This window comes from Pseudomonas sp. GW821-FHT02C04, from assembly GCF_059421845.1.
In genome coordinates this window covers 983162-1004940 of sequence record NZ_JBWKVT010000001.1, presented here as the reverse complement: position 1 = coordinate 1004940, position 21779 = coordinate 983162, and the positions used below count along the sequence as shown (strand labels likewise).

Genomic DNA, 21779 nt, shown 5'->3' with positions numbered 1-21779 from the left:
CCCGAGGTTTTTTGCCCGACGATGTCTGGCTGATGTCCGTACCGAAGGAATGTTGCTCGATTGAAATAAATGACCCCGCGATCGAAATGGTTTTAGATGCCCTCTTTTGATTCATGGATCCTGCAAACGTGAGCAGACTGCTGATCGTCGATGACGACGTGGAAATTCTGTCCCTGCTGAAGAAGTTCTTCGTTCAGCACGCCTACGACGTCGACGTGGCACCCGATGGCCAGGCCATGTGGGCCGCCATCGAACAGGCGCGGCCGGACACGATCATTCTCGACCTGATGCTGCCGGGTGAAGGCGGTTTGAGCCTGTGCCAGAAGATACGGGCGCAGATGGGGATCCCGATCATCATGCTCACGGCCATGGCCGAGCTGAGCGACCGGATCGTCGGCCTGGAGCTGGGCGCCGATGACTACTTGACCAAACCCTTCGCCCCCCAGGAGTTGCTGGCCCGGGTGCGCGCATTGCAACGGCGCGCCGGCGAGCAAGGCCAGCGCACCCGCGAACCGGCGCGACCGGTCATGACCTTCGCCGGTTGGCACCTGGACATCACCTGCCGTGAACTGCGCTCACCCGAGGATGTGATGATCCCGATGTCCGGCGGTGAGTTTGATCTGCTGCTGGTCTTTCTCGAGCATCCCCAGCGCATCCTGACCCGCGAGCAACTGATCGACCTGACCCACGGCCAGGGCCATGAAGCCTTTGATCGCAGCATCGATGTGCAGGTCAGCCGGCTGCGGCGCAAGATCGAACCGGACAGCAAACGCCCGGACCTGATCCGCACCGTGCGCAATGGCGGCTATATGTTCACGGCCAAGGTCAGCCGTTCATGATCGGCCGACTCTTGCGGCGCGACACGCTCAGTCGCCGGATTGCCCTGACCATCGTTGCGGCGATGATCGCCTCGCTGATTCTCAATGCCCTGTTCGTGCAGGTCGCGGGCATCTGGGCTCGTCCACCCATCGAACGAACCGGATTGCTGGAGCGGATTGCCGCGAGCACCCGCGTGATCGAGGCGGCACCCGCCCAATTGCGCCCGCAACTGGCGAGCGCGGCCAGCAGTTCGACGCTTGAAGTGTTATGGAATGCGCAACGCAGCCAGTTCAATCTGCCCGGGGACGGCGAACCGGTCGAGACCGGCAAGGTTCCTGCGTTGCGGCAATTGCTCGGCGATGACCGGGAAATCGAAGTCTTCAACCCCGACGACTGGCCGCCAGGCAGTGCGCAGGCGCATTACGTCGCCCTCGTGCCTCTGGCCGATGGCAGCTGGCTGACATTCACGCCACCGGAACGAAGCTGGGGACTGAGCCTGGATGCCCGGATCGCGGTGATCATCGCCCTGGGACTCGTCGCGACGTTGCTGGTGGCCTGGATTGCCACCCGCCAACTGGCCAATCCGTTGCAACGTTTTGCCGGCGCCGCGAGGCGTTTTGGCAGTGATTTGAACGCACCACCCATTGAGATCGAAGGCCCCCACGAAATCCGCCAGGCCATTATCGCCTTCAACACGATGCAGGCGCAGATCCAGCATTTCATTGGCGAACGCACGCACATGCTCGCCTCCATCTCCCATGACTTGCGCGCGCCGTTGACCCGCATGCGCCTGCGCAGCGAGTTCATGGAAGACCTCGATCACCAGCAGAAACTGATTCGTGACATTGAAGAGATGCAATCGATGATCAACGCCGCCCTGGCGTTTTTCCGCGAAGGCACACAGCTGGAACAACCTACTGCGTTCGATCTGTCGGAGCTGCTGCAAACCGTCCTTGACGATTACCGCGACCAGAACCTGCTCATCGACTTCAGCGGTCCGGCCCACATGGTCTATGACGGTCGGCCACTGGGGATCAAACGGGTGATCGTCAACCTGCTGGAAAACGCCGTGAAATACGGCGAGCGTCCGCGTATTGCACTGAGTCGCAATGCTCGCTCGATCTGCATCGAAGTCTGCGACGAAGGGCCGGGGATTCCCGAAGAGTCGCTGCAACGGGTGTTCGATCCATTCTTTCGCCTCGAAACCTCGCGCAACCGTGAAACCGGCGGTGTCGGGCTCGGCCTCTCGGCGGCCCGGGCGATTGTTCGTGAACAGGGCGGAGAACTGACGTTGAGCAATCGCCGAGGCTCGGGACTGGTGGCGAGGGTTGAATTGCCTGTTGTCGATTGAGGCTGTCACGTATCCGTTGGCGCTTGTGCCGGGGCCGGAAACCATTTTTCCTTCGGCACGCGTTTTTCTTCTTCGGGGTCACCCAGATAGTGCGGAGACATGATCTGCACGCCGTATTCGTTGAACACATCCTGAATATTGGCGTGCAGCATGCTCAGCAACACGGCACGCGGACGAGGCTGACTGGGAATGGCCTGCGCCACCAGACGGTACTCGGGATAGAAATCGGACAACGCAGTCTGGAACACTTGCGCTGGCGGAATCTCCAGCACGCCGGGCGTTCGTCGGGCCGCCTCCAGCAACATCGCTTCCACCTGGCGCCACGGTGTGTCGTAGCCGATGGTCACCACCGTGTCGACCACATAGCCGGGGCCTTGCACCGTACGTGAGTAGTTCTTGGTGACCGTGCCGGTGATCATCGAATTGGGCAGCGTCAGCACCTCTCCCAACCCGGTGCGGATGCTGGTGGTGAACATGCCGAGTTCAGTCACCGTGCCTTCATGTTCACCGATCTTCACGAATTCACCTGGGCGCAAGGTTCGGGTGTACGTCAGGATCAGCCCGGCGGCCGCCTGCCCGACCACACTGGTCGCACCCAGAGAAATCATCAGGCCGATCAGCACCGACAACCCTTTGAAGGCGTCAGTGCCGGCGCCGGGCAAATACGGATAGGCCATCGCCAGCGCAAACAGCCAGATCGCCAGAGACGTCAGGCGCTGGGTGGGTTGCAGGGTTTCCTCGTTCAGCCAGTTGAACGTTCCCGGGGTTGCCATGCGCCGCAGCACCCGACGGCTGAACGCCGTGGCGCCTCGGGCAATGAAGAAAATCGCCAGCGCCACGCCCAGCCCGGGGATGGCGCCCACGATGGCCTGCAAGAGATAGCTGGCAACCTCGATGAGGTAGTTGTTGAGGCTCTCACCCCAAGGGCGAGTGTACGGAAACCGCGACAGGACAAAACCCAGCCATTCATACGTCAACAGCAGAATGACGAACCAGCGCAGCAGCCAGAACACGCGAATGACCAGTGGATACAGGTAATTGGCATCCACTACCGGAATTCGTCCGACCTTCAGCGCCTGGGTATGCCGACGCATCAGCTCGGGCAATCTCTTCAGCCATCGACGCTGCAACCAGGCGATGCCCCACAGCAGCACGAAATAAATGCCCGTGGCGAGCGCCGCAGCGCCGAGCGCACGTAGCATCCGATGCAGGCTCCTGGCTTCCTGCGTTTCCGCCACGACCTGACGCAACTTTTCCGCCGCGCCCTGCGCCGCCATCTGCACTGAGGGATAGTCGAGGCTGTCGACATCCTTGGGCGAGACGATAAAGGCCCGTTTGTTGCCCAGCAGCACCAGGTAGTTGTCCTGCATCGGGTCAACAGTGACGGTACGGTCATCCGACTCATCCAGGGCTTCGGCGATGACCGCTTTGGCCCGTTTGACCCGAGATGCCGGCGCCTCCCCAAGCAGCGTGGCGCGAAACACCATGATGCTGCGGTTGGCTACCTTCAACTCGACGGGCTCGTCGGCAGGTTTTGCGCTGTCTTCAGCCCACAGAAGTGTCGAGCAGAACACGCTGAAAACAACCATCAACAACGCAGGCAACCGGCTCCGCATGTGTCAGTTCCTTACGCCACAGTTATGAGTGCGGGAATACAGAACGCAGCGTAGTTCAGCGATCAAGGGTTGTCAGATAGGCAACTCAGCACACCCGCTCAATCCTCCGGAAGCAGACCGCACGACAATCCGGCGACATTTCATCAACGCCGGTCACAGACACATGAAAGGTTTCTCGCCACCGCGTATCACGCTGGCCCTGCTGCTTGGCGGTCTGGCCAACTCAGCCTGCGCCAGTGGTTTTCTGGATGACGCCAAAGGTGAAGTGCTCAGCCGCAACTTCTTCCTGAGCAACGACTACCGTTCGCCCTCTCCCTCCGGGAAGAACTACAAACAGGAATGGGCTCAGGGGTTTATCGGCACTTTCGCATCCGGTTTCACCGACGGGACGATCGGTTTCGGGCTCGATGCGCATGCCTTTTATGGGCTGAAACTGGATGGCGGCCGGGGACATTCCGGCACCGGGCTGTTACCCGTGGACAGCGACGGGCGTAGCGAAAGCGACTATTCCAGCGCGGGCGGTGCGCTGAAACTCAAGGCCTCGAAAACCACCCTCGCCTTCGGCGAAATGACGGTAGAGACGCCCGTGTTCGACACCTCGGACAAACGTCTGCAACCGGAATACGCCACCGGTTTTCTACTCAACAGCCGCGAAATCGACAATGTGAATCTGGTGGCCGGGCATTTCACGGCGTTCAAGAATCAGGACAGTTCATCGGGCCAAGGCGATTTCCAGGGTTATGGCGCCAGTACGAAGGCCGGCGGGATCAGCTTCATCGGCGCAGACCTGTTCAGTGAAAGCCCGCTCGGTGGCGCGCTGTATGTGTCAGACCTTAGTGAAACCTGGCACCAGTACTACGCCAACCTGCATTTCAAACAGTCCGGCGTATTGATCGACGCCAACGTCTACCACACTCGCGATACCGGGCAGGCACTGGCCGGCGAAATCGATAACACCGCGTTCAGCCTCTCGGGCAAATACGCCTTCGGCCCTCACGCGGTGATGCTCGGCTGGCAACGCATCAACGGTGATACGCCGTTTGATTTCGTCGGCGGCGACTCGATCTACCTTGCCAACTCGATCAAATACGCCGACTTCAACGGCGCCCACGAGCGCTCATGGCAAGCCCGCTACGACCTCGATCTCGGTGCGTTCGGCATTCCCGGCCTGAACTTCATGACCCGCTACGTCTCCGGCAGCCACATCGACGGTACTCACGCGCCCAAGGGCGGTGCCTACAACCCGTTCGACGCAGACAGCGGCCAGTTCCAGCCGCAACAAGGCGACGGCGGCAAGCATTGGGAGCGCGACATCGATCTGCGCTACATCGTCCAGTCCGGCGCCGCGAAGGATCTTTCCGTGCAGTTGTCCCACGTCTCGCACCGGGCCAACAGCGCTCAGGCGGGGGATGACATTGACCGGATCTACGTGGTGATTCAGTACCCGTTGGGGTTCTGAAGACAGAAAAGTGGCGGAAGGCAGCCGGAGTCGAACCTGCCCGGGAACGGATGCCGTCCCCAACCGGGTTTGAAGCCCGGCCGCGCCACCGGGCGCGATTGCCTTCCTTGAACTCAGTCGGCGCCGGGGTTGGCCAGCGCGTTGTCGAAACGGATTTGCCGGCCCTCGCCGAGACGTCGAGTCAGGCCGAGGCGGTCGAAGTATTCGAGGATCTGGATACTGCGTTTGCGTCCCAAGCCTAGCGCATCGCGGAACGCCGTGACTTGAATCGGCGGATTTTCTTCACCCAGGCGCAACAGCACGGCCGCCATTTGCCGCAGCGTGATGTCGGTGAAGAACAGATCCCGCACCACTTGATGCATCACACCCAGCCGCGCCAGTTTGCGCAGTAACAGCCGAACGGTGGCGTCGTCCTGGCCCACGGCTTTGGCCACGTCGCGTATCCATGGCGGGTCGAAGCCGGCCTGTTCGAACAGCGGCTGTAAGGCCTGCCACAGGGTTTCGTCGTCGGCATTCAGGCGCACCTGATGATCCGGCAAATGCAGCCACGGGCCGCTGGCGGTGAGCGAGCCGGCGCTGCGCAGTTCTTCCAGCAGGCTGATGAAGGTCGAATGCTCGATGTTCAGTCCGCTGAAACGCCGCAATCGATCACGATCCGGGCCCATCTGGTCGGGCTCCAGCTCATGGAAACGTGCCAGTTGCTCCAGCAGCGTGAACTTCAAAATGCCCCAGCGCTGGGCATTGAACAGCCTCTGCCCCTGACGGGTTTCGATCAGACGGACGTTGTCCGGCAGCGCCCAGCCTTCACGCGGACGGTTGAACTGACGCTCCAGACGCTGCGGATCAATGCCGCTTTCGCAGTATTCCAGCAACGTCGGCAACGCTTGTTCAAGATCACTGCTGATTGTCAGCGCCCGCAATTGCGCCAGGCGCCCGGGGCTGCGCCGTTGCCGGGCCGGGGCGAACGGGTCGAGCAACTGACCGCCTCCGAGCGTGCGCTGGGCGCTTGGGTCGCGCAGGATCAGTCGATCGCCCTTCACGCCGTGCACCGAGGTGTTGGTCAGCAGTTGCGCGAGCATGCGCTCGCCCGGACTCAGTCGCGGGCCTTCCAATAGCGCCACGCGGGCAATCACGTCTTGCGTGCCGAGGTGCAGATGCACGGGCTGAAAGTGTTCGAAAGTGCGTGTCTCATCGGGCAGCAACTGGAAGTCGATGTCCAGGCGTTGGGTCGGTGCGAACAATGTTTCGGCGAGCAGCCATTGCCCGCGATGGATGTGCCCGAGTTCCAGGCGATCACCGCTGATGTTCAGGGCCACACGTTGCCCGGCAAACGCCAGTTCTGCAGGTTGATTCTGGGCATGCAGCCCCCTCACCCGCACCGTTTTGCCCTGCGGCCCGAGGATCAGTTTGTCGCCCACGGCGACCATTCCCGACAGCGCCGTGCCCGTCACGACAATCCCGGCACCGGCCACGCTGAATGCCCGGTCGATGGCCAGACGAAAACCGCCCTCGCGGCCTCGCTTCAACACTTCACTTTGCGCCTGCAGCAAAGCCTGGCGCAGTTCATCAACGCCCTCTCCCGTCACACTTGAAACCCCGAGCATCGACGCCCCGGCAAACGGACCGGGCGCCAACAGGTGTTCGATCTGTTGGCGAACTTCCACCACCCTGCCCGCCTCGACCCGATCGCATTTGGTGATCGCTACCAGCGCCCGTGGAATCCCCAGCAACTCGACGATCGCCAGATGCTCGCGAGTCTGCGGCATCACGCCGTCATCCGCCGCCACCACCAGCAACACCAGATCGATGCCTTGGGCACCGGCGAGCATGTTGTGGGTGAATTTCTCGTGGCCCGGCACGTCGATGAAACCGGTCAGCCCTGCCCCGGGCGCCAGCTCGGCGTAGAGATAACCGAGGTCGATGGTCATGCCTCGCTCGCGCTCCTGCGGGCGGCGGTCGCCGGACTGACCGGTCAGCGCCTGAAGCAGCGAGGTCTTGCCGTGGTCGATGTGCCCGGCCGTGCCGACGATCATGTCTGCAACTGCCCGAGTTGCGCCAGCCACGCCGGTTCGTCGTCGAGTTGCCGCAGATCCAGCCACAGCGCGTCATCGTCGATACGACCGAGCACCGGAATCGGCAACTCGCGCAACGCGGTCTGCAGATTCAACAGCGAGCGCCCGCGCAGGCGTTTCGAAACCTGCGGACGCACGCACAACGCGGCGCTCGGCAAACGCGCCACCGGTTGGCTGCCGCTGCCGATCATGCCCAGTGTCGCCACGGCAGTGACGGTCCAGCCTTCACCAAGAACACCGGTCAACACCGGTTGCAGGCGTTCGGCCTGAGTCAGAATGTCATCTTGCGGGCGGGTCAGCAGGCGCAAGGTCGGCAACCGCTCGGCCAGGCGATCCGGATCACGATAGAGCCCGAGCACCGCTTCCAGCGCAGCCAGCGTCATCTTGTCGACACGCAAGGCGCGTTTCAGCGGGTTTTTCTTGATCTTCGCGATCAGATCCTTGCGCCCCACTATCACGCCCGCCTGCGGCCCGCCGAGCAGTTTGTCGCCGCTGAAGGTGACAATGTCAGCGCCATCGAGCAGTGCCTGACGCACCGTAGGTTCCGTCGGCAAACCCCAGCGGGTCAGGTCCAGCAGGCTGCCGCTGCCGAGGTCCTCGAGCAGCGGCAAGCCATGACGATGGGCCAGCTCGGCCAGTTCGGATGTCGGCACCCGGGCGGTAAAACCCTCGATGCTGTAATTGCTCGCATGCACGCGCATGATCAAGCCGCTGCGCGGGCTGATCGCCGCTTCGTAATCCCGGGCGTGGGTGCGATTGGTGGTGCCGACCTCATGCAGGCGCACACCGGCGCGGGCCATGATGTCGGGGATACGAAAGGCGCCGCCGATTTCGATCAGCTCACCGCGAGAGATGATGCCTTCCTTGCGTGCGCCGAGGCTGTTGAGCGTCAGCAGCACCGCCGCAGCATTGTTGTTGACCACGGTGACGGCTTCAGCACCGGTCAATTCGCGGATCAGGCCTTCGATCAGATCGTCGCGGTCGCCACGCTTGCCGCTGGCCAGATCGAATTCGAGGTTCAACGGATAACGCGCCGCCAGTTGCACGGCTTCGATGGCCTCTTCCGGCAACAGCGCACGACCAAGGTTGGTGTGCAAAACCGTACCGGTCAGGTTGAACACCCGCCGCACCTGACTGCGCTGCTGTATCGACAGGCGTTCAGCGACCCTGCCGGCCAGCGCTTCGGGGCTGATTTCAACGGCGGACAACTGCCCCGCCACCACTGTTTCGCGCAAATCGTCCAACAACTGGCGCAACGCTGCCAGCAGCGCCTCACGCCCGTGGCGTTCGGCCAATGGCTGCAAGGCGATATGACGCAACAGACTGTCGATGGATGGCAAACGCTGGGCAACACTGGCAGGCATCAGGCGCTCCGGATAAAAAGCCGTTGCGCCAGAGTGTAGACGCTCGGTTCATTCGTCTCCCGGAGCCAGTAACAGATTCGGTGCCAGTCGCTGATAACCGTCCTGGGCCAGACGCATGTCCAGCAGCAGACTGCTCAAATCCGCCGACAGCGCTTCAGCGTCCGCATCGTTTTCCAGGTACAGCAATTTCAGGTAGCTGTTGCAACTCGGGCAGACCTCCGCCCGCAACGGCGCCTGATTGGCAGCGTGACGATCATCCTCAAGGCTCAGGTACTCAAGCCCTTTGCTCTGTTCGCAGTACACGCACTTGACCCGCACCACATGCCATTCACAGGCACACAGCGAACACACCAGATAGCGCAAGCCGTTGTGTTTGCCACGATGGCGGATCACCCCGGCCATCGCCGGCGAACCACAGGCTGGGCATTGGCTGAGGCTGTTGCCGGGCGCCAGTTGCAGGTTCGGCGCACTCAGCAGCCAATGACTCCAGGCCGTCTGCAACGCGGCGCCAAGGAATGGCACCAACGCCGCCGGCACCAGCGAATACTGACCGCTGACCAGCGCCACGGCCCAAGCCCGCAACTGGCCGGGGCTGGCAACCCGCAAAGTCGTCACCGCATCGGCAACGGCGGGTTGTTCCGGTAAACCGTAACGTTTCAGCAAGGCATCGAGGTACGCCTGCCACGCGTCCTCGCGGATCAAGGTGTCGGCGGCGAACGGTGGCATGCCGTGTTGCCGGCAGACCTCAATCCGTTGCTCATCGATCGACCCGGTCGAGGGTGGATCGTCGAGGATCTGCTGCTGCACTCGACACAGCCCGGCGATCAGGCGCAGGTAGTCGGCCAGCGGATGGGCGTCCGCCAAGCGTTCCAGACGTTCGGCGCGCAGCAGGAAAAGATTGTGCGGCGGTAAATACAGAAACGGCGGCGCACTGGCCGCCGCTTCGATTTCCCCGGGTTCAAGAATGGTTGGCAAATGTCAGCCCTTTTTGGTGACCGGTCGCTCCGGTGTTTCCTTGGAAACCACGTCGCGATACCAGAGTGCGTGATGTTTCTTGGCCCAGGCGCGACTGACCCAACCATGCAGCATCGCGTCCACCGAGCCCTTGATCCAGATGCCGGCATAGATGTGCACGATGATGCTCAGGATCAGCACAAACCCCGCCAGTGCATGCAGCAACATCGCCCAGCGAATCGTGGTGATGCCGAAGTAATGACTGAAGTACGCGCGCCAGATCACCAGCCCCGTGAACAACAGCCCGAGCATGCACAGCAGTAAAGTCCAGAACAGCATCTTCTGCCCGGCGTTGTATTTGCCCACCGGCGGCACAGTCTCTTCGTCATTGACCAGCACCCGGTCGATGCGCCGCAGCCACTTCCAGTCGTTGTCGATGAAGAAGTTGGAACGCCAGAAACGAAACACCAGGCCAAGGAACAGCACGAACATCAGCACGCCCATGAACGGGTGCAGAATCCGCGTCCACGGTCCGCCGCCGAACAGGTTGGTCAGCCAGAACATCGACGGATGAAACAACGCCAGCCCCGAAAGCCCCGCCATGAAGAACAGAATCGCCACCAGCCAGTGGTTGGTGCGCTGGTTGGCGGTGTAGCGCAGGATCGTCTTGTTGCTCATGGCCGGTCCTCCCCGCGTGGATCGAAGGTGTGCACCGCCGGGTCGACCACGTGTACCGAGGTGTCGGGCGGTTCCGGGTGATCATCCTCTTCGGTGCGGTTCGGGCCGATCCGCACGTAATGGAAGAACCCGGCCAGCACCGCCGCACCCATGGCCAGCAGGCCCAGGGGTTTGCTGATGCCTTTCCACAACCCTACCAAAGGACTGATCGCCGGATTCTCCGGCAGCCCGGCGTAGATCTTCGGCGTGTCGGCATGATGCAGCACGTACATGACATGCGTGCCGCCGACGCCTGCCGGGTCATACAGGCCCGCATTGTCGAAACCACGGCTCTTCAGGTCGACGATGCGTTCGGCGGCGTGGGTCTTCATGTCCTCTTTGGAGCCGAAGACAATCGCCCCGGTCGGGCAGGTTTTCACGCAGGCCGGCTCCAGCCCAACGGCCACGCGGTCAGAACACAGGGTGCATTTGTAGGCCTTGTGATCCTTCTGCGAAATGCGTGGAATGTTGAACGGGCACCCGGTGATGCAATAACCGCAACCGATGCAGTGATCCTGATCGAAGTCGACGATGCCGTTGGCGTGCTTGATGATCGCCCCCGGGCTCGGGCACGCTGCCAGACAACCAGGCTCGGCGCAGTGCATGCAGCCGTCCTTGCGGATCAGCCATTCGAGGTTGCCGGCGTCGGTTTCATGCTCGGTGAAGCGCATCAGCGTCCAGGACTCGGCGCTCAGGTCCTGCGGGTTGTCGTAGGTGCCGTGGTTGTGGCCGACCTCATCGCGCAGCTCGTTCCATTCCGAGCACGCGACCTGGCAGGCCTTGCAGCCGATGCATTTGGTGGTGTCGATCAGCTTGGCGACTTCCTCCTGATTGCGCACCGAGGGCGCGGGAGTGGTGGTGGCCGAGCGGGCAATGATGTCTTGGCTGGCCATTTATAGTTTCTCCACGTTGACCAGGAATGACTTGGATTCCGGGGTCTGTGTATTGCCATCGCCGAGGAACGGCACCAGGGTGTTGGTCAGGTAACCGTGACGCGTCAGGCCGGTGAAGCCCCAGTGCAGCGGAATGCCGATCTGGTGCACCACCTGGTTGTTGACCTGCAACGGCCGGATCCTTTTGGTCACCACCGCCACCGCTTCAATGAACCCGCGCTTGCAGCTGACCCGCACTCGGTCACCGGCAGCGATGCCCTTCTCTTTGGCCAACACTTCGCCGATTTCCACGAACTGCTCCGGTTGGGCAATCGCGTTCAACCGGCAATGTTTGCTCCAGAAGTGGAAGTGCTCGGTCAGTCGATAACTGGTAGCGGCGTACGGGTAATCCTTGGCCACGCCGAGGCTGTCCCACACCGAATCGAAGATCCGCGCCGCCGGGTTGCTGGTGGCTTTCTTGTTGTCCGGGTGCAGCGGGTTGATGCCGATCGGTGTTTCGAACGGCTCGTAATGCTCGGGGAATGGTCCTTCGTTCATCTTGTCGACGGCGAAGAACCGCGCCACGCCTTCGGGGTTCATGATGAACGGGTTCATCCCGGCTTCCGGCGGCACGTCGGCCTTGTAGTCCGGCACGTCGGTGCCGCCCCAGGCCTTGCCGTTCCACCACACGAGACGTTTTTTCGGGTCCCACGGTTTGCCCGACACATCCGCCGAGGCGCGGTTGTAGAGAATCCGCCGGTTCGCCGGCCAGGCCCACGCCCAGCCTTGATGCTGATGCATGCCGTAAGGGTCGGAATTGTCGCGCCGCGCCATCTGGTTACCGGCCTCGGTCCAACTGCCGCAGAAGATCCAGCAGCCGGACGCGGTGCTGCCGTCATCCTTGAGCTGGGCGAACGCGGCCAGTTGCGAATTGCCTTTGATCGTCGCGCCCGTGGCGTCAGTGAAATCCGTCGTGGCGTAGCCGTTGACCTCCTTGGCGATTTCTTCCGGCGACGGTTCTTCCGGAACCTTGTACGGCCAGGACAGTTTGAGGATCGGATCCGGATAGGCCCCGCCCTCGGCCTGATAACGCTGACGCAAGCGCATGAACAGTTCGGTCATGATCCGCACGTCGGTGCGCGCTTCGCCCGGGCCGTCGGCGCCTTTCCAGTGCCATTGCAGCCAGCGGCTGCTGTTGACCAGCGAGCCGTCCTCTTCGGCAAAGCAAGTGGTGGGCAGACGAATGACTTCAGTCTGGATGTCGGCGCTCTTCACGTCGTTGTACGGCCCGACGTTCTCCCAGAACTGTGAGGTTTCGGTGGCCAGCGGATCCATCACCACCAGCCATTTCAGTTTGGCCAGTGCCGCCATCACCCGGTTCTTGTCCGGCAGTGCGGCAATCGGGTTGAAGCCCTGGCACATGTAGCCGTTGACCTTGCCCTGCCCCATCAGGTCGAACACCTTGAGGATGTCGTAGTTGGGGATGTCGAGTTTCGGCAGGTAGTCGTAGGCCCACCGGTTTTCGGCAGTGGCATTGGCGCCGTACCAGGCTTTCATCAGGCTGACGTGGAACTTGCTGTAGTTCTGCCAGTAGGACAACTGCCCCGGCCGCAACGGCAATTGCGTGCGTTTCTTGATGTAGCCGTTGTAGTCCTGTTCGGCATCCATCGGCAACGTCAGGTAACCCGGCAACGAGTTCGACAGCAGACCGAGATCGGTCAGGCCCTGAATGTTCGAGTGCCCGCGCAAGGCGTTGACCCCGCCACCCGGCATGCCAACGTTGCCCAGCAACAGTTGCACCATCGCCGCGCTGCGGATGATCTGCGAGCCGATCGAGTGCTGGGTCCAGCCCAGCGCGTAGAGAATGGTCATGGTCTTGCCCGGCGTCGAGCAAGTGGCGATTTCCTCCCAGATTTTCTGCATCGCATCGACGGGCATGCCGCAGATCTGGCTCGCCAGATCGATGTTGTAGCGGCTGTAATGCTGCTTCATCAATTGATAGACGCAACGCGGGTCCTGCAGCGTCGGGTCGACTTTGGCAAAGCCGTCCTCGCCCAGTTCGTAACCCCAGCTGGATTTGTCCGTATAGGTGCGCTTGGCCGCGTCGTAACCGGTGAACAGTCCGTCCTCGAAGCCGAATCCGGCTTTGACGATGAACGACACATCGGTGTAATTGCGCACGTATTCGTGCTGGATCTTGTCCTCGGTCAGCAGGTAATTGATCAGCCCGCCCATGAACGCGATGTCGCTGCCGGTGCGAATCGGCGCGTAGTAATCGGCCACGGAGGCGGTTCGGGTAAACCTGGGGTCGACCACAATCAGCCGCGCCGCGTTGTGCGCCTTGGCTTCGGTTACCCATTTGAAGCCGCAAGGATGCGCTTCAGCGGAGTTGCCGCCCATCACCAGGATCAGATTCGCGTTGGCGATATCGGTCCAGGTGTTGGTCATGGCTCCACGGCCGTACGTCGGGGCAAGACTTGCCACCGTCGGGCCGTGTCAGACACGCGCCTGGTTATCGAACCCCAGCATGCCGAGACTGCGCACCACCTTGTGGGTGATGTAGCCCGCTTCGTTGGACGCCGCCGACGCTGCGAGGAACCCGGTTGTCAGCCAGCGGTTCACCGTTTGCCCCTGGGCGTTCTTCTCGACGAAATTGGCGTCGCGGTCGGCCTTCATCAGGTCGGCGACGCGGTCGAGCGCTTCGTCCCAGGTGATACGGGTCCATTCGCTGCTGCCGGGCTTGCGCACCTGCGGGTACTGCAAGCGGCCGGGGCTGTGAATGAAGTCCAGAAGGCCGGCGCCTTTCGGGCAGAGGGTGCCGCGGTTGACCGGGTGGTCGGCGTCGCCCTCGATATGGATAATGTTTTGCGCAACGTTCTTCGCGGCATCGCCCTGGCTGTACATGATCAAGCCGCAACCGACCGAGCAATACGGGCAGGTGTTGCGGGTTTCATGGGTGTGGGCAAGCTTGAAGTGGCGCACCTGCTCGGCGAAGGCCAGCGTCGGGGCCATGCCCAACGCGCCCAGGCTAGAGCCTGCAAGGCCGATACCGGCGACCTTGAAGAACTGACGACGGCTGAGATCCATCGTGCACTCCTGATCAGGTGGAACCCGGTACTTGAGCCGGGTTTTTCTGGACAATCACGGTTGCGGCAGACGAGTGCCGACCTTTTCACTGTAGACAACGCCCTCGCTGCCTGTGTGAAAACCGACCGTCGGCCATTCATCGGTCACAAGTTCGCGCCCACAGGGGGTGGGGGTTTATCATCCCGGGCACGACCCATCTCCGCCTTCAGAGACCGCGCATGACTTTCGATTTTGATCAGGTATTCGACCGCCACGACACCGGCAGCACCAAGTGGAGCCGCTACACGGCCGACGTGTTGCCGATGTGGGTCGCTGACATGGATTTCGCGGCACCGCCGGTGGTCATCGAGGCGCTGCAACAGCGTCTGCTGCACCCGTTGGTGGGTTACAGCGTGGCCCAGGACAACCTGCGCGAGGCCATCGTCGCCGACCTGTGGGACAAATTCGCCTGGCGGGTCAAACCGCAGGAGTTGATCTTCCTGCCGGGCGTCGAATCGGGTTTCAACATGGCGCTCAAGGCGTTGGTACAGCCGCAGCAGAACGTCGTGGTGCAAACCCCGAACTACCCGCCGCTGCGCCACGCGCCGGGCCATTGGGGCCTGAATCGGGTCGAGCTGGAATTCAACGCCCAGGCCGACGGCACCTACGCCACGCCACTGGACGCCTTGCGTGAATCCCTGACCGGTGGTGGCGCCCTGCTGCTGAGCAACCCGCACAACCCGATCGGCAAGGTCTTTGGCCGTGAAGAACTGCAAGCGGTCGCGGACATCTGCGTGGCGCAGGACGCCTGGATCATCTCAGACGAAATCCATGCCGAGTTGTGCTACGACGGTCGCGTGCACATTCCGACCGCGTCCCTGAGCCCGGACATCGCCCGTCGCACCATCACCCTGATGTCCGCGAGCAAGGCCTACAACATTGCCGGCCTCAAGACCTCGTTCATGATCATTCAGGACAGCGCCCTGCGCGAACGGGTCAACCACGCCCGCTGCGGCATGGTCGACAGCGTCAACCCGCTGGGCATGGAAGCCACCCGCGTGGCCTACAGCGAGGCCGGCCCGTGGCTGAAGGAACTCAAACAATACCTGCAAGCCAACCGCGATTATCTGGTTGAGGCGGTCCGCAGCCGTCTGCCGGGCGTGACGATCAACGTGCCGCAGGGCACTTATCTGGCGTGGCTCGATTGCTCGGCGCTTGGGCTGGACAATCCGCAGCAGTTCTTCCTCGAACAGGCCCGCGTCGGACTCAGCCCGGGACTGGATTTCGGTGATCACAGCCAGCAATTCGTACGCCTGAACTTCGGTTGCCCGCGCTCGCTGCTGGAAGAAGGCATTGCGCGGATGGAACGCAGTCTGGCCCAACGCAAGGCCTGACAACGAGGCAAAAAAAAGCCCGACCTTCATGGCCGGGCTTCTTTTTGTCATTTCATCGACTGGGCGATGATTTCCACCAGATTCATCTGATTGAACGGTTTGGACAGTCGCGGCAGTCCTGCTGCAAAACCCTCGATGCGCTCGGCGTAGCCGGTGGCGAGGATGATCGGCAGGTCCGGCTTGAGCAGTCGCACCGCGTGCGCCAGTTGGGCGCCGCTCATCTGTGGCATGGCCATGTCGGTGATCATCAGGTCGATGACTTCCCCTTGGTCGAACAGCACCAATGCCTGGGCACCGGATGTCGCGCTGATAACCCGGTGACCCAGATCCTCCAGCAGGAGGCTGGTGCTGGTCAGTACCAGACTGTCGTCATCCACCACCAGAACACTGAGCCGTGGCACCGACGCGGTGGACGGTCTCGGGCTCAGAGGCTTGGTCGTCACCCCGTCGGCGGCGACCGGCAACCAGAGTTCTGCGCAAGTCCCCTTCCCCTTCACGCTTTTGAGAATGAAACGCCCGCCCAGCTGTTCGATGAAGCCGTGCACCATCGATAGCCCAAGCCCCGTGCCCTTGCCCAGGCCTTTGGTGGTGAAGAACGGATCGGTCGCCGAGGCCAGTGTCTCGTCGTCCATGCCTTCGCCGGTGTCGGTCACGCTCAGGCAGACATAACGCCCCGCTGCCAGGCTCGACTGGCTCTGCTCCAGAACCACTTGCGGCTGCGCGCCGATGACCACGCTGCCGCCCTCGGGCATCGCATCCCGCGCGTTGGTGGCCAGGTTAAGCACCGCCAGTTCGAGCTGGTTGGTATCGGCCAGCACCGTTTCAAGATTTTCCGGAAACTGCGTTTCGATGCGAATCCCCGGCCCCAGTGAACTGCGCAGCAGGCCGGTGATGCCTTGCACCAGTTTCGGAATATCCACGGCTTCGGTCTTGAGTTCCTGGCGCCGGGCGAAGGCCAGCATGCGCTGGGTCAGCGAGACGCCACGCAATGCGCCCTGGGTGGCGTTTTCCAGCAGGCGGCTGACCTTCGGGTCGTCGCCGACACGTTTGCGCACGATCTCCAGGTTACCGAGGATCACTGTCAGCAGATTGTTGAAGTCATGGGCGATACCGCCGCTGAGTTGGCCGATGGCCTGCATCTTCTGCGCCTGGAACAGCGCCTCGCGGGTTTGCTCCAGCGCTTGTTGCGCCTGATGGGTTTCAGTGACGTCCCGGGTGATCTTGGCAAAACCGAGCAGCGTGCCGGTTTCGCCACGAATCGCATCGACCACCACATGCGCCAGAAACCGCGTGCCGTCCTTGCGCAGGCGCCAGCTCTTGTTCTCGAAGCGTCCTTCGCGCACAGCGGTTTCCAGCGCGCGTTGCGGCTCCCCCATCTCACGGTCTTCCGGGGTGTAGAACATCGAGAAATGCTTGCCGATGACTTCGTCCGGCGCATAGCCCTTGATCCGCTGCGCGCCGGGGTTCCAGTTGGTCACGCGGCCTTCAGGGCTGAGCATGTAGATCGCGTAGTCGGTGACGCCCTGCACCAGCAGCCGGAACTGCTGTTCGCTTTGCTTGAGGGTTTCCTCGGCCATCTTGCGGTCGGTCAGGTCGCGGGTGATCTTGGCAAACCCGAGCAATTGCCCGCTCGGGCTGAAAATCGGGTCGATCACCACGTGGCACCAGAAGTGCGTGCCGTCCTTGCGCACCCGCCAGCCTTCACCTTCGAACCGCCCTTCGCGGATCGCCGTATCCAGTGCGCGCTGCGGCATGCCGACGGCGCGATCTTCATCGGTGTAGAACCGCGAAAAATGTTCGCCGAGAATCTCGGCTTCCTCATAACCCTTGAAGCGTTTGGCCCCGGAGTTCCAGCTGGTGATGATGCCGCTGGGGTCGATCATGTAGATCGCATAATCGACCACCGCATCGATCAGCAGGCGAAAGCGCATTTCTTCGATCGCAGCGGACTTCTTGTTCTCGCTCATCAGGCTTGGCTCAAAGCAGATTTTCAATAACAGGAGTATGCGTCAAACCGGCGGATTGGAAAGGCGCATCTGCATGATCGAGCTGCCACCAGCGCGGCAACAACTGCTTGATCCGGCTCTCGGCGAAACGGTCGTCGATCAGCATGACCACGCCTCGATCCTGCTGAGTGCGGATCACCCGCCCGGCGGCCTGCACCACTTTCTGCACGCCGGGGAACAGGTAGGTGTAGTCATAACCGGCACCGAAGATCGCCGCCATGCGCCGTTTCATCTGTTCGTTGACCGGGTTGAGCTGCGCCAGCCCCAGCGTGGCGACAAAGGCACCGATCAGCCGGGCGCCGGGCAAGTCGATGCCTTCGCCGAACGCGCCGCCGAGCACCGCAAAACCGATGCCCTGGCTGTGCGCCGTGAACTGATCGAGAAACGCCTGCCGCTGTCCTTCGGCCATGCCTCGCGATTGCAGCCATAGCGTGATCTGCGGATGCCGTTCGGCGAGCAATTGCGCGACCTGTTGCAGGTAATCGAAGCTGCTGAAGAACGCCAGGTAGTTGCCCGGGCGCTCGCCAAACTGGCGGGCGATCAGTTCGACAATCGGCTCCAGCGACGCCTGACGATGGGTGAACCGGGTGGAGATCTGGCTGATGATCCGCACCTGCAACTGCTCGGCGCTGAACGGCGATTCAACGTCGATCCACACCGTGTCGGCCGGGGTGCCGAGCAAGTCTGCATAATAGTGGCGCGGGCTGAGGGTCGCGGAGAACAGCACGGTGCTGCGTGCCGCTTTCAGGCGCGGGCCGAGCAGCGCGGCCGGTACCACGTTGCGCAGGCACAGTTGCGACAACGGGCGTTTGCGGTCGAGGTCGCGCTTGCTGATGTCGAACAGGTAGTGCGCGTCGAACAACTCCGCTACGCGACCGAATTGCAGCATTTCGAAGTAGGCATTCTGCAAGCCACTGTCGAGTCCTTGCGGGTGGTCGTTGAGGTAATCGCCGATGCTCGCGCTGCACGACGTGATCGCTTGCAGCAGTTTTTCCGGCGCCTTGTCGTAAGCCTGATACGGCGCCAGTTGCGCGTTGTGCAGGGCATTCCATTCACGGTTGACCCGCTGCAAGGGCTTTTTCAAGGCCTCGGGCGCGGTGTTGCGTACGCCATTGAAGATCGCCTGATCGAGGGTGGCGCTGTACATCTGCCGCCCGCGCTCGACCAGGTTGTGCGCCTCGTCTACCAGCACCGCGACCTTCCATTGATTGAGCTGGGCCAGGCCGAACAGCAGCGCGCTGAAATCGAAGTAATAGTTGTAGTCCGCGACCACCACATCGGCCCAGCGCGCCATTTCCTGGCTCAGGTAATACGGGCACACCGAGTGTTGCGCGGCAACATCGCGGAGCGCTGCCTGATCCATCAACTGCAATCGGCTGGCGGCTTCACGTGCGGCCGGCAGTCGGTCGTAAAAGCCCTGGGCCAACGGGCAGGACTCACCGTGACAGGCCTTGTCGGGATGCTCGCACGCCTTGTCCCGGGCGACCATTTCCAGCACCCGCAGTGGCAGGGTTTCGCTGCGATCGAACAGCACCTGCGCCGCATCCAGTGCCAGTTTGCGTCCCGGGGTCTTGGCGGTCAGGAAATACACCTTGTCCAGTTGCTGCGGCGCGAGCGCCTTGAGCATCGGGAACAGCGTGCCAAGGGTCTTGCCGATACCGGTGGGGGCCTGGGCCATCAGGCAGCGGCCGGTGCTGACGGCTTTGAACACCGACTCGGCGAGATGACGCTGGCCGGGGCGGAAATCGGCATGGGGAAAGCTCAGTTGCTGTGCCGCGTGATTGCGGGCCCCACGCTGGGCCATTTCCTGTTCGGCCCATGCCAGGAACAAGCCGCATTGTTGTTCGAAGAATTCGCGCAAGGTTTCGGCGCTAAAGGCCTCGACCAGACAGGTTTCCTTTTCGCTGACGATATCGAAGTACACCAGCGCCAGATTGATCTGTTCAAGCTGCAACCGGCAGCACATCAGCCAACCGTAGATCTTCGCTTGAGCCCAGTGCAGCGCGCGGTGATTGGCCGGTTGTTTGCTCAGGTCACCGCGATAGGTTTTGACTTCCTCCAGGCAGTTCTGCGTCGGGTCATAGCCGTCTGCCCTGCCCTTGACCCTGAGCGTGCGGTATTCACCTTCCAGCGCGACTTCGCTCTGATAGGCGTCATTGCGCCGCGAGGCGACGGTGCGGTGGCCGGCAATACCTTCCAGCGCCGTGGGTGACGGTGTGAAGCGCAAGTCGAGGTCGCCGCTCTTGGCAGTGAATTCGCACAGCGCCCGCACCGCAATGCTGTAGCTCAAGCGCCCTGCTCCGCCCATTGCACGTAACACACGGCCACTGGCATCTGATGCGTATGGCAGAACTCCAGCCAACGCAACTGGTTGTCCTGCAGGCGGTCACCGGGGCCTTTGACTTCGATCATCCGGTAGGTCTTGTGTTGCGGCCAGAACTGGATCAAGTCCGGCATGCCGGCGCGGTTGGCCTTGATGTCCAGCAACAGGCGATTGAACCAGTGCTTGAGGTGTTCGGCCGGCAGGCAGGTCAGCGCTTGTTCCAGCAGTTCTTCATTGAGCGCCCCCCAGAACACGAAGGGCGACTGGATGCTCCACTTGGTGGCAAATCGGCTGCGGATGGTGTCGGCATAACGGCCGTCGTCGAGTTCCGCCAGGCAGGCCTCGAACAGTTCGGCCCGACGCCCCTGGAAATCTTCATGGAGCAAGTCCGCCGGCCCACGCTGGAACGGATTGAAAAACGCGCCCGGCAGCGGCGCAAATACCGCCGGCCAGCACAGCAGGCCGAACAGTGAGTTGATCAGGCTGTTTTCCACGTAATGCACCGGGCCTGCGTCTTCATGCAGATGCGCCTGCACGTGATATTCCACCGACAGCGCCGGATCGAGCCGTTCCAAGTGCAGATCCAGCCGTTCCACCGGTCTTGGCGCAACACGTTTGAGCGCCGGCCCGCCGAGTTTGCGCCGCAGACGTGGCAACGCCCGTTGCAGACCCTGCTGTTCGGCGGCGCTTTCCGGCGCCTGTTCGGCCAGCGTGCCCAGTTCCAGCGCCAGGGCATATTCGCCACAGCGCTCCAGCACCCGAATCATCCGCAACCGCGCGCCGGGATAGGCGCAGTCGCGATAAAGGCTCAGGGCCAAGGCAAATTCCGCGATGCGTTCGCAGTGCTGGCCGATCTGGAACAGCAGCTTGCCGAGCCGACGTTGCAGCCACGGGTTGTCGAACTGCAAAACGCTCAGCTCTTCGGCAATCGGCTCCAGCGCCTCGCCCGCTTCGAAACGTTGCTGACAGTCGTGCAGGAACAGGCAGGCATCGACGTCGGCCCGGCTGCGCAGGCCTCGGGAGTCAGCGCTGAACTCGACTTTTTCGTAGGTGAAAATCCCGAGATCGGCGAGGACGAACTCCGACCAGTCCTGGTAGAGATTGCCGAAGAACATCAGGCGAAACCGGTCGCACAAATCCATCAGCGTCAGGCTGAACAGCCGATCCGCGATTTGCGGGCACCAGTCGTGCCAGCGGCGTGATTCGGGAAACTGCTCATGCAGGACCGGCAGCCAGTCAACTTTCCGTCCCTTCGGTTCGTTGATGGCCGGGCCGAAGGCTTGCAGGACTTCGGCCTTCAAACACAGATCGAACAGCTCCGGCATCGACAGCAGCGCCTGCTCATCCAGCCAGCCATGATCGAGCAACGGCTGCGCGGCCAACGCGATGTCGCCAATTTCCGCATAACTGAGCTTGCCCGCCCGAAAATGCACGCCCTTGCGCATCACCATCCGCACCAGCAAACCCTGGGACCCGCGAGGCAGTGCCTTGAAGTCGCGGATGAAAGCATGTTCCGTTTCGCTCATCACATCGGCATAACGAAGCTCAAGCCAGTCAAGCACTTGCCGGAAGTTGTTGAGGTAATAGAACGGATCGTCGAGGGGGCTGGAAGTCACGGTGATAAAGGGCCATGGCGAACGAGTACTGGTTATGCGTACAGATACCAGTTCCGCCCCGCCGGGTGCAAACGGAAAAGGATCAGTGGCATCCGCGATCCGGGTTTTTTCGCCAGTCCATCGAACTTTTGCGGGCTATTCGGCACCAAC

General features: G+C 62.0%; 14 protein-coding genes and 1 tRNA gene. 4 read left to right on the top strand and 11 right to left on the bottom strand.

Going from position 1 to position 21779, the window contains the following annotated elements; genetic code table 11:
* Positions 1-113 precede the first annotated feature (113 nt).
* Positions 114-839, top strand: coding sequence for a response regulator (locus tag AC07VV_RS04600; RefSeq protein ID WP_495035457.1), 726 nt, complete (start codon positions 114-116; stop codon positions 837-839).
* Positions 836-2170, top strand: coding sequence for an ATP-binding protein (locus AC07VV_RS04595; RefSeq protein ID WP_495035456.1), 1335 nt, complete (start codon positions 836-838; stop codon positions 2168-2170). Before AC07VV_RS04600 ends, AC07VV_RS04595 begins: the two co-directional genes overlap by 4 nt.
* 5 nt (positions 2171-2175) lie before the next feature.
* Here the strand turns inward: AC07VV_RS04595 and AC07VV_RS04590 are convergent, their stop codons facing one another.
* Positions 2176-3786, bottom strand: a complete 1611-nt coding sequence (locus AC07VV_RS04590; protein WP_102619863.1) for a mechanosensitive ion channel family protein — start codon at positions 3784-3786, stop codon at positions 2176-2178.
* A 163-nt stretch (positions 3787-3949) separates the two neighbouring features.
* Here AC07VV_RS04590 and AC07VV_RS04585 point away from each other — a divergent pair, with 163 nt between their 5' ends.
* Entirely contained in the window at positions 3950-5245 is a 1296-nt protein-coding gene (locus tag AC07VV_RS04585) for an OprD family porin (RefSeq protein WP_495035455.1), read from the top strand.
* Between the two features lie 11 nt (positions 5246-5256).
* Here AC07VV_RS04585 and AC07VV_RS04580 read toward each other — a convergent pair.
* The 7 genes from AC07VV_RS04580 to fdnG all read right to left on the bottom strand — a co-directional run bounded on the left by AC07VV_RS04580 (position 5257) and on the right by fdnG (position 14311).
* Positions 5257-5352, bottom strand: a tRNA-Sec gene (locus AC07VV_RS04580).
* Between the two features lie 6 nt (positions 5353-5358).
* Positions 5359-7278, bottom strand: a complete 1920-nt coding sequence (gene selB / locus AC07VV_RS04575) for a selenocysteine-specific translation elongation factor (protein WP_495035932.1) — start codon at positions 7276-7278, stop codon at positions 5359-5361.
* On the bottom strand, positions 7275-8681 hold the full coding sequence (selA, locus tag AC07VV_RS04570) for an L-seryl-tRNA(Sec) selenium transferase (RefSeq protein WP_495035454.1): 1407 nt from the start codon (positions 8679-8681) through the stop codon (positions 7275-7277). Before selA ends, selB begins: the two co-directional genes overlap by 4 nt.
* A 48-nt stretch (positions 8682-8729) precedes the next feature.
* Entirely contained in the window at positions 8730-9656 is a 927-nt protein-coding gene (gene fdhE / locus AC07VV_RS04565; RefSeq protein WP_495035453.1) for a formate dehydrogenase accessory protein FdhE, read from the bottom strand.
* A gap of 3 nt (positions 9657-9659) precedes the next feature.
* Complete coding sequence (locus tag AC07VV_RS04560) at positions 9660-10313, bottom strand: formate dehydrogenase subunit gamma (RefSeq protein WP_096820414.1); 654 nt, start codon at positions 10311-10313, stop codon at positions 9660-9662.
* Entirely contained in the window at positions 10310-11245 is a 936-nt protein-coding gene (gene fdxH, locus AC07VV_RS04555) for a formate dehydrogenase subunit beta (protein WP_096820413.1), read from the bottom strand. The genes AC07VV_RS04560 and fdxH overlap by 4 nt, the downstream gene beginning before the upstream one ends.
* Positions 11246-14311 carry a formate dehydrogenase-N subunit alpha gene (gene fdnG, locus AC07VV_RS04550; RefSeq protein ID WP_495035452.1) on the bottom strand — a complete coding sequence of 1022 codons (3066 nt, stop codon included), beginning with the start codon at positions 14309-14311 and terminating at the stop codon, positions 11246-11248.
* 218 nt (positions 14312-14529) lie between these two features.
* On the opposite strand from fdnG, the gene AC07VV_RS04545 reads away from it, so the two are divergent.
* Entirely contained in the window at positions 14530-15684 is a 1155-nt protein-coding gene (locus tag AC07VV_RS04545) for a MalY/PatB family protein (protein WP_495035451.1), read from the top strand.
* 47 nt (positions 15685-15731) lie between these two features.
* On the opposite strand, the gene AC07VV_RS04540 is transcribed toward AC07VV_RS04545, so the two are convergent.
* From AC07VV_RS04540 to AC07VV_RS04530, 3 genes are read right to left on the bottom strand one after another with little or no spacing between them, the layout of a single operon-like run.
* On the bottom strand, positions 15732-17651 hold the full coding sequence (locus tag AC07VV_RS04540; RefSeq protein ID WP_495035450.1) for a hybrid sensor histidine kinase/response regulator: 1920 nt from the start codon (positions 17649-17651) through the stop codon (positions 15732-15734).
* Positions 17652-17661: 10 nt separating this feature from the next.
* Positions 17662-19980: an ATP-dependent DNA helicase gene (locus AC07VV_RS04535; RefSeq protein ID WP_495035449.1), complete on the bottom strand. Its 2319-nt coding sequence runs from the start codon at positions 19978-19980 to the stop codon at positions 17662-17664.
* Positions 19977-21629: a VRR-NUC domain-containing protein gene (locus tag AC07VV_RS04530; protein WP_495035448.1), complete on the bottom strand. Its 1653-nt coding sequence runs from the start codon at positions 21627-21629 to the stop codon at positions 19977-19979. Before AC07VV_RS04530 ends, AC07VV_RS04535 begins: the two co-directional genes overlap by 4 nt.
* Positions 21630-21779 lie beyond the last annotated feature (150 nt).

What these genes read in the sequence shown, in the direction of transcription:
- AC07VV_RS04600 (WP_495035457.1), top strand. Translation starts at nt 114, where the DNA reads ATGGATCCTGCAAACGTGAGCAGACTGCTGATCGTCGATGACGACGTG.
- AC07VV_RS04595 (WP_495035456.1), top strand. Translation starts at nt 836, where the DNA reads ATGATCGGCCGACTCTTGCGGCGCGACACGCTCAGTCGCCGGATTGCC.
- AC07VV_RS04590 (WP_102619863.1), bottom strand. Translation starts at nt 3,786, where the DNA reads ATGCGGAGCCGGTTGCCTGCGTTGTTGATGGTTGTTTTCAGCGTGTTC.
- AC07VV_RS04585 (WP_495035455.1), top strand. Translation starts at nt 3,950, where the DNA reads ATGAAAGGTTTCTCGCCACCGCGTATCACGCTGGCCCTGCTGCTTGGC.
- selB (WP_495035932.1), bottom strand. Translation starts at nt 7,278, where the DNA reads ATGATCGTCGGCACGGCCGGGCACATCGACCACGGCAAGACCTCGCTG.
- selA (WP_495035454.1), bottom strand. Translation starts at nt 8,681, where the DNA reads ATGCCTGCCAGTGTTGCCCAGCGTTTGCCATCCATCGACAGTCTGTTG.
- AC07VV_RS04560 (WP_096820414.1), bottom strand. Translation starts at nt 10,313, where the DNA reads ATGAGCAACAAGACGATCCTGCGCTACACCGCCAACCAGCGCACCAAC.
- fdxH (WP_096820413.1), bottom strand. Translation starts at nt 11,245, where the DNA reads ATGGCCAGCCAAGACATCATTGCCCGCTCGGCCACCACCACTCCCGCG.
- AC07VV_RS04545 (WP_495035451.1), top strand. Translation starts at nt 14,530, where the DNA reads ATGACTTTCGATTTTGATCAGGTATTCGACCGCCACGACACCGGCAGC.
- AC07VV_RS04540 (WP_495035450.1), bottom strand. Translation starts at nt 17,651, where the DNA reads ATGAGCGAGAACAAGAAGTCCGCTGCGATCGAAGAAATGCGCTTTCGC.